The sequence below is a fragment of the Streptococcus phocae genome, assembly GCF_001302265.1.
GTDB lineage: Bacteria > Bacillota > Bacilli > Lactobacillales > Streptococcaceae > Streptococcus > Streptococcus phocae.
On the sequence record NZ_LHQM01000017.1, the window covers coordinates 20540 to 27575 of the forward strand.

A 7036-nucleotide genomic window follows, 5' to 3' on the forward strand; every position below is an offset into this window, starting at 1 on the left:
ATAGCCACTCATCTATCAACAAGGACATTGCACCACATCATAAAAAAGGTGCCAAAGGCACCTCTACTATTTGCCTTTAGATAAAGGCTAAAATGACAAAATTTAAAATGAATAAGACCGTTGCTCCCCATAAAATTGGGTGAATGTCTTTGGCTTTGCCTTTAACAATTTTTACCAAGCAGTAGAAAATAAAGGCTCCTGCAATACCGTAAGAAATTGAGTAACACAAAGCCATGAAAAAGGCTGCGAAAAAGGCTGGTAAGGCGTCCTCGAAATTACTCCAATCAACATCAAGGAAAGAAGACACCATCATCACCCCAACAATAATTAAGGCTGGTGCTGTTGCCGCAGCAGGCACAATCCCAACAATTGGCAAGAGTAGAATGGACAAAATAAAGCAAACGGCTGTTGATACGGCTGTCAGTCCTGTACGACCACCTTCTGCAATACCAGCTGCCGACTCCACATAGGTCGTGGTGTTAGACGTCCCAAATAAAGCTCCGATAGAGGTTCCAATAGCATCTGCAAATAAGGCGCGGTCCATCTTAGAGCTAAATCCAGTACTGTTTTCTAGTGCTGCTTCATCTTCAGCTGAGAAAATACCTGTGCGACGACCTGTACCGATGAACGTCCCAATGGTGTCAAAAGTATCTGATAGTGAAAAAGCAAAAATAGTCATCAAAACAAGTGGCAGACGACTTGAATCGCTAAAGAGGGATGACATGCCGCCAAAAGCTGCTAAAAAGGTGGTTCCCAAATCCGAGAATGCTAAACCGATATGATTTTCAGCAAAGTTAATAGCAGATAAGTCAACCACTCCCATAGGAATACCAACAAGAGTCGTTACAACAATCCCAATTAAAATAGCTCCACGGCTATTACGGATAACCAAAATAGCTGTCAATAACAAGCCAAAGAGTGCTAGTAAAACGCTCGGATCTGTAAAAGTCGAAATCGCAGGAACCACACCCCCGTTAGCATTGATAGAATACACACCATTAGCAAATGTTTTTGCTGTTGCCTTTGCAGGCTCTACTCCATTAACCGCCAGAATATTTTCAGCTGAGGCAGAAAAAGTAATGATGTTAGCATTTTTAAATCCTAGGTAGGCAACAAATACCCCAATACCTCCACCAATAGCGTGTTGTAAGCTTACGGGAATAGCTCTGATAATACTCTTTCGGAACTTAGTGACCGTGATTAAAATGTTAAACAAACCACATAAAAACACCATGCCCAAGGCTTCTTGCCACGAAAATCCCAAACCAAAAACAACAGTATAGGTGAAAAAGGCATTTAAGCCCATACCTGGTGCTAAAGCATAGGGTACATTTGCAAACAGTCCCATAAACAATGTGGAAATCGCTGCTGCGATGATGGTCGCCAGAAATACCGCTCGAGATGGCATCCCTGCAGCGCTAAGAATGCTTGGATTGACAAACAAAATGTAAGACATGGCAAAAAATGTTGTTAGCCCGGCCATGATTTCAGTTGAGACAGTTGTCCCATTTTCTTTTAACTTAAAAAACGTTTCCATTTGAATGGAGTCTCCTTATTTTTGGGGTGTTCCTAAAACACCATTATTTCGGCTGATTTTGAAAACGCCCCGATTTTATCATCGTTTTTCACGAACAATAATTTCATTTTATCAATTTATCAATTTATCGTTCATTTTCAAACTATTTTAATGCTTTTGTTGAGTTTTCAGCCATCTCTGCGTTTTTTACTAAAAAAATAATTGTTTCTTGTTTTTCTTCTTTCACTTATCGTAAAATTTGTTATAATCTAACTATGACACACAGCCTTTAAACAAGCCTATTCACACACTGCTCCCCGACTTTTCTCCGACTTCTGGACGAGGTCTTTTTTTATTGCAATTCTTTTAACACATCAACTACTTTTTCTATCGTCACAGTTTCGTGGGGTCTAATTTGTTCACCAGGCAGTACATAATCAAATATCAATCCGTTTTTACGTACGATCATCACTGTGTCTTCTGTGATATATCCACCATCAATTGCTTCTTTAAATTCATCGTATGTTAGCATAACTTTTCCTCCTACTTTATTATTCGAAATTAATTCGCAAAAACTATTTTTGATCAAATACAAATGTGTAGATGCGAATAAAATCTGTCAAGTCGATGGTTAAAGTTATATCATATTCATTTTCATCTGTGATTTCAATCGATAACCAAGCGAAAACGACCTCGAACTAATTGAGAGGATTGGAATTATAATTGATAATCTTGTATTGTATAAATCAAATTATTACTCAATAAAATTATTTTAATTTTAAAAAGCTTTTTATTTAATTTTATTACAAAAAACACTTGACATTAGTTATTGATTAATTTAAAATAAAATCGTGATAAATAATTATCACAAGAATAACGGTGTATAGAACCGAAAACGGAGGAATTTTATATGAAACAACTTTGCAGGAAATTTGCCATTTCTACAATTGCAACTTTAGCATTGGCAGGAGCTTGCCTAACCGCTTCAACTCAAGTCATTAAGGCTAACGAATATGATGATTTTGAAATAGAATTTTTAACCGCACCTAAAAAAACTGGTTATAAAGAGCTTTTAGAATTTCTGAAGGCTCAAGGTGTTGATGAATTTTATGCTGATTTTTATTTAGCAGTTAGCCCGAATAAAGATTTTGTGAAAAAATTAGAAGAATTCAAATCTCAAACAAAAGATGATATAAAAAATGAAGTAATTTCTGAAGTGGATAATTTTTTTGAAATGTATGCCCCAGCTCCGATTCCCGTAGTTGAAAAATAATAGATAAAGCCACGTTCATTTCGAGCGTGGCTTTATCTATTATAAAATTTTACATCCTAGAATCTCAAAAAAAGCGCAACTTAAGTTACGCTTTTTTTGAGAAGGTTAAAATATAAGTATCTTTAAACACTCTACGTCTGATAATCTACCAAATAAGGGGATTGATACTGTACAGAAAGTAGAGAGATTACTCTCTACTTTCTGTATCTAATATTACACAATTAATGTTTTATAGTCAAGAGTTAATAGCTGATAATTTACAAAAAGCAAGAACCATCAGTGTTGGTACATCTTTCTAAAATTTCAGGTATTTCAGTCTGTAGTAGCACTATATTTTATTTCATCAATCATTGCTTTAACAGAATTATAATCTTTAAATCCTAAAAGCTTTGCCCTACTATCATCTTTTTTGCAAAGTGCCTTCAAACTGGATTGTATTTTTTTCCACTTATATTTACTGTTAATAGTATTAACAAGGTAAACAACAATAGCAATAACAATAGATAGCTTATTCGAAGGCTTAACAATATCTTGTTTAATCGTTACAGTATCAATATAACTCCTCCATTCAGGACGAAGTTTAGGCTTTGTGGTAATTTGAATATCCAATACATTTGAATTATGCGCACAGATATTCCTTATAAAATTTAAACATTTAAGCCATGAAATTAGTTCTTCTGGTGTACAACTATAATATTGACAGACTTGCTTAAGATTCTTCTCGCTCATGATCTTTAAAATAGAGACGACATCACCAAACATCAATAAATCAATAGCAAGCCAAACTGTCGGAAATCCATCAGAATCAATATTAGCTGGATTTTTCAGCTCGAATAGTTGAGATTTTTTTACAATTTTTAACAAGTTCTTTTTAATAAAAAATTGTTTTCTTTCAATGGTATATTTTGTAAATTTATCTCTATTCGTCCAGGAGGAAAAATTTAAATATCCAAAAGCACCATACCTATCGCCTAAAACAAAAGAAACCTTTGTCTTAACTGACACTTCAATCTTTTCAATGGCATGAAGCAAATAAATTCTTAAGTTTTTATCTTGATAATATCTCGCCAAAACTTCTGCAAACTCAATATTATCATATAGAATATCCTGTTCTTCGTTATCTTGTTGCTTTATTTCAAGTGGTTTTGCAAACTCTTTAAGTCTATAGTAGCTAATATGTTTTATTTTTTCTACATCATCTGGTTTAACAACCAGACCTCGTTTTTCAAATAAACTAATTTGTTCTTCCCACGTTAAAGCTAAAGGTTGTTTCATAACTCTCCTAACGATATAAAAAAAGCCCCATATCAGAACGTATCTGCCTACAAGAGGAATGGGGGGTTTGTCTTGTTAGTAGTAATTATATCTCTTTATTATATACCTTGTCAATAGTTTTCATTTTTATTTAAGGAACATGCCTTATAAAACTGTAGCATAAAATAATTTTTCATTTTTTTGATAGTCATCAGAAAAATGAACTGCCAACAATTATTGGAGCTTTTGTCTTATTTAAAGGAGCTCACTTCTTTAAATATTTATTCATAAAAAACTTGACTTTTTGTGATAAAATTGAAGGTAACATAATGAAGGAGGACTTATTATGCCTAAAAAATGGAAGAATTTACTTGTTCGATCGATAGCCATCGCGGTGATGACTGTATTTGGAGGGATAGCTCCGCTAAGTACAGTTAATGCGACACCTATCGAAAATACCACGCCCTTATCTGCACAATGGTCGCTAACACAACATCCTGACTACTATAACGTAGAAGGAAAGTCCAATATCAAAAAAGAAGAATTTCCTCAACTGTATAAAACAACTGAGAAGGTTTATACAAACAGCGGCCGAAGCACCAAGCATGTCACAGTATCAAATATTCACTATGACATCCTTGATGGTTATGGTCGTTCTGGATCAGCTTATGGCATTATCACTAAAGATATGATTGATATGTCGGCAGGTTTCCGTGCAAAGTGGGAAAGAAACCCAGAACCAAGCGGTTGGTATTCTTACTACAATAGAAAAACAAATGAATTGGCTTCTGAAAAGGACTACAAACATAGTTATAGAAATTTCAAACGCGTTTCAAATAATACAAAAGCAAGTATCGCACTAAGTAATGGAAGAATTAGGAATGGTTACCTATTCGATAGAAGCCACCTCATTGCTGATAGCTTAGGAGGTCGACCTTTCCGAAGAAACCTAGTCACTGGGACCCGCACGCAAAATGTTGGAAACAATGACCACAAAGGCGGAATGCAGTATATTGAAAACAAGGTTCTAGACTATATTAATAAAAACCCTAACGTCCACGTCTATTATAAAGCAGTTCCTGAATATCAAGGAACAGAGTTATTGCCTAGATCTGTTTTAGTTTCTGCCTTGTCTTCTGACGGACAAATAGATGAAACAGTACGTGTCTTCAATACAGCTAATGGATTTACAATCAACTATCAATATGGTGGAATATCCGAAAACAATCCTGTCGCTGAAGTGACTGAAGACCTCGCCGACAATGAACCCGTGGATGAACCAGTAGTGGATGACGAAGAAACATTTGAATCTACTGAAGAAAGTAATGATGATGACAAACAAACAATTGTTTATGTAACAGGTAACGGTCAATCAAAAGCATATTGGTATAAAAAAGAAAACATGTCAGAGAGAGTTAATCTTGACAAAGTTGTTGAAATGACTGAACAAGAAGCTTTAGCTAGAGGTAAGCACCACTCTTCTACAGAAAAAGATTAAATAACACAAAAAACCGCTCAGAAATTAATCTGAGCGGTTTTTATTTATTCTAAACTGGTTTCTTAGTCGCTGTGTAAGTTATACCATTAATTGTTATTTCAATGCTATCAATAACAACATCAATCTTATCAGCTTGTTCTGTTGCAATATCAGCCCGTTCATTAAATTTATCAAGAGTTCCATTTTCTTGCTCGATAGCCTTCAAACGACTAGACATACCTACTAAGTAATTTTCGTATCCAGTCGCTGCGTAATCATATTTAGCACCACCAGCTTGGAACATCCCTTTTACAGCCTCGCTAAAAGTTTTAGCCCCGCTAACTTTATAGGAGCCTCCTGGTCGCAAAAGATAGAACCAGTCTTTCAAAAAGTCGTCTACACTGTTGTAGTGCATGTAATGACCACCTTCATTAGATGGGCGTGCTTGGCCCTGTGTGACGACTACTCCGCTAGGTCTTTCGCCTTGACCTGTCCACGTCATACCGCCCCAGTTGTTGTCGACACGACCAACAGTAGATTGTCCCCACAACCCTTCAAAGTGAAGCACGGTAATGGCATAACTTGGCAAAATATCATGCTCTTTACATTTTGCTAAGATTTTATCTAGTACTACTTTTTTGAGAACTGCACCATTGAAGAGTAAGTCTCCTTCTTGTTTGACGGCTGGGCTCTCCTCGGCAATCTTAGGCTCTTTAAGAAGCCCGTTGACTTTTGATTGCACTGCATCATAGTTTGCACCAAGCGAGATTTTCCGCTGCTCACCACTACCGTGCAGTCCAGCCAGGACCTCTTTTGCTAACTCGTCGATGGTTTTGGTGCCGACATTTTTGTCGGTAGCACCCTTGTAACGATAAGCGTACGAGTACATCCATCCGCTCGCCGCAGCAGTTTCGTTGTAGTTATTGACAGTTATGTTGTTATAAAGATAATTGCAATGAATGATGTTTTCTGAATCAATAAACATAACAACATGTCCGCCAGCACCAGCCGACTGTCCACGGACTCCCCAAATAGCAATATCGGCTCGCTGGCTTTCCCAGTCTTGATTCTCTGAAATTAGTTCATAGCCGATTTCAACTAACCAGTCATGCATATACTCGGTGTTTAGTAGCCAACCAGGGTGTTCAGCACCAGCGTAGATTAAAGCGCTAGTTATAGCACTAGAACAATCGTAGCTATTTGGCCCATTGCGATATTGCATGGAATAACTAACTTGGCCTTCTTTGGATCTCATCCAATCGATGGCTTTTTCTGTATCAACAGTCATACCATTAACCTTTCCAGTTGTCGTTCATGCGTTTAACAGCCGCTTCGATAAAGACTTCCATTTGCTTGTCAGACAAATAAACATTGTGTTTTGATAATTCGTCACGAACTGCAACTTTGGCTTCTGTTAGTTTTTCGATGCCATTGATATCTTTGTCATAAGCGATTTGTTCAACTGCTTCAACAGCATTTCGAGCGACAATTTCAGCTATTTTGACAGCTTTCTCGC

At 36.5% G+C, this 7036-nt stretch carries 7 protein-coding genes; 2 read left to right on the plus strand and 5 right to left on the minus strand.

Annotated features, from left to right (window positions below):
• Nucleotides 1-76: 76 nt before the first annotated feature.
• Together AKK44_RS04980 and AKK44_RS04985 are read right to left on the minus strand one after the other, a co-directional pair.
• Entirely contained in the window at nt 77-1537 is a 1461-nt protein-coding gene (locus AKK44_RS04980; protein ID WP_054278776.1) for an NCS2 family permease, read from the minus strand.
• 331 nt (nt 1538-1868) lie between these two features.
• Nucleotides 1869-2048: a competence regulator inhibitor paratox gene (locus AKK44_RS04985; protein ID WP_054278777.1), complete on the minus strand. Its 180-nt coding sequence runs from the start codon at nt 2046-2048 to the stop codon at nt 1869-1871.
• Between the two features lie 378 nt (nt 2049-2426).
• On the opposite strand from AKK44_RS04985, the gene AKK44_RS04990 reads away from it, so the two are divergent.
• Complete coding sequence (locus AKK44_RS04990; protein ID WP_054278778.1) at nt 2427-2789, plus strand: hypothetical protein; 363 nt, start codon at nt 2427-2429, stop codon at nt 2787-2789.
• A 312-nt stretch (nt 2790-3101) separates the two neighbouring features.
• Here the strand turns inward: AKK44_RS04990 and AKK44_RS04995 are convergent, their stop codons facing one another.
• Nucleotides 3102-4064: an Abi family protein gene (locus tag AKK44_RS04995; RefSeq protein ID WP_054278779.1), complete on the minus strand. Its 963-nt coding sequence runs from the start codon at nt 4062-4064 to the stop codon at nt 3102-3104.
• Nucleotides 4065-4389: 325 nt separating this feature from the next.
• On the opposite strand from AKK44_RS04995, the gene AKK44_RS05000 reads away from it, so the two are divergent.
• Nucleotides 4390-5541, plus strand: coding sequence for a DNA/RNA non-specific endonuclease (locus AKK44_RS05000; protein WP_054278780.1), 1152 nt, complete (start codon nt 4390-4392; stop codon nt 5539-5541).
• Between the two features lie 49 nt (nt 5542-5590).
• Here AKK44_RS05000 and AKK44_RS05005 read toward each other — a convergent pair whose 3' ends face one another.
• Entirely contained in the window at nt 5591-6808 is a 1218-nt protein-coding gene (locus tag AKK44_RS05005) for a peptidoglycan amidohydrolase family protein (RefSeq protein WP_054278781.1), read from the minus strand.
• Between the two features lie 4 nt (nt 6809-6812).
• Nucleotides 6813-7036: phage holin (locus tag AKK44_RS05010; protein ID WP_054278782.1), on the minus strand; the 224-nt coding region annotated here is incomplete at its 5' end.